This window comes from Companilactobacillus mindensis DSM 14500 (genome assembly GCF_001434275.1).
In the GTDB taxonomy this organism is placed as follows: Bacteria; Bacillota; Bacilli; order Lactobacillales; family Lactobacillaceae; genus Companilactobacillus; species Companilactobacillus mindensis.
On record NZ_AZEZ01000026.1, the window covers coordinates 1 to 1,689 of the forward strand.

The 1,689-nt window shown below is 35.7% G+C and carries 2 protein-coding genes; both read right to left on the reverse strand.

The window, feature by feature from the left end:
• Nucleotides 1-53: 53 nt before the first annotated feature.
• Complete coding sequence (locus FD29_RS03350) at nucleotides 54-947, reverse strand: IS3 family transposase (RefSeq protein WP_057887553.1); 894 nt, start codon at nucleotides 945-947, stop codon at nucleotides 54-56.
• Nucleotides 944-1,618 carry a helix-turn-helix domain-containing protein gene (locus tag FD29_RS11365; protein WP_147008017.1) on the reverse strand — a complete coding sequence of 225 codons (675 nt, stop codon included), beginning with the start codon at nucleotides 1,616-1,618 and terminating at the stop codon, nucleotides 944-946. Before FD29_RS11365 ends, FD29_RS03350 begins: the two co-directional genes overlap by 4 nt.
• Between the last annotated feature and the right edge of the window lie 71 nt (nucleotides 1,619-1,689).

Consider the following 1,689-nt stretch of genomic DNA (forward strand, 5'->3'; position numbering starts at 1 on the left):
TGCGTTGGCACCTGTCAAGTTGACGTTTGAAATAATATAAATTTGAATAGTGTTTAGATGGCCATGTTCCAGTGTTCTGCTGGAGTATGGCCATTTATTTTTTGTGATCTACTTACATGATTAAAATAATGAATCCCTGATTCTACTAACTTAACCAGCTCTTCATAAGTTTTAGGCGTTGGATGACGATTCATCCAACGTAATTTAAATTCGCTCCACCAACGTTCCATTGGGGAATTATCGTATGGTGTTCCTGGTCTTGACATACTTCTGACTACATTGTGTTGATCCATAAGACTACCAAATAGTGAAGATGTAAACGCTGATCCACGGTCCGTATGGACCATTGGACAGACGTTTTCGACTTTATCAAAGGCTTTTTGAAACACCGTTACTTCTGCTATTGCCGTTTCCGTCAAGCTTAGATTGCTTGATACTAAATAACGTCCATATAAATCTAATACGCCGCTTAAGCGAACTTTATGTTCACCATTAATTCCATAGGATAGTTCAGTGGAATCAGCTAGCCATACTTGATTAGGTTGATTTACATCAAATCTTTGATTCAAGATGTTATCTTGAATATACATTTCTGATTTCTTGGAACGATTATGCTTCTTTATTCTGGATTGGCATCTGATCTCCAAATCACGCATCAAACGTTTTACTTGTTTAAGCGTGACTTTAAATGTAATTTGAGAATCCTTTTCCAAGTTAGTCAATATTGTGCCGGCACCGATGGTCTGTGTATTTAAGTTATACCAGTGCATAATTCTTTCTTTTAGTAATTTATCCTCAACTTCTTTTTGAGTTTCACTACGATGCCAAAATTTGTTATAAGCTTGTCTACTAACACCGACAATACTTAGTAGAAGTGTAATTGTTCCGTGCTTGTTTTTGCTAACTTCCTTTATTGCTCGGTAAGCTAGCCTACGTTGTTTTTTCACCCCTTGTGCTGAAGTTCCTGCAATTTTTTTACAAATTCCTCAATTACTTTTTGATCCTTTAGTTGTGACTCTAATTGTCTAATTTTTAGATTTGCTTTATCCAGATCAGTTAAATCTTCATCTGCTTTGCGATGACCACGGCCATCGCGCAAAGCCTCATAACCATTACTATTTGCTTTCAGAACCCATGAACGTACTTGTTGATAGGATACAGAGAATCGTTCTGCGGCTTCGTTATAAGAATGTTTATCTTTCACAACGTATTCGACTATTTCTATACGTTTTTCAAATGTGGTTTTACTTGTCATAATGGATTCTTTCTTTCTCGACGAGGAGTTCGCCAATAGTTTTCCATTATTATACTTGAATAACCAATCTGATACTTGAGCAGCGGTTCTTAAATTATATTTAACGGCAAGTGTTCCAAAGGAACCTTTACCTTCAAGATAATCTCTTATGACCTGTAATTTAAATTCATATGAATATTTCTTTTTCCGTGTTCTTTCCTTTAGACCGTCGATTCCATCTCGGTCAAAGAATCGAATCCACCTGCAGAAAGCTTTTTGATCAACATTGTTTTTTATGGCGAATGCTCTGAGTGAAGAATGAGATTTCTTGAATTCCAATATTAAATCTACCTTCTCTTGAACTGAAAGTTTACTCCTAGACATAGAAAAATCCCTTCATGATTATCAAATGAATTTATATTATTTCATATGACAACCACAAAGGGATTATCGCA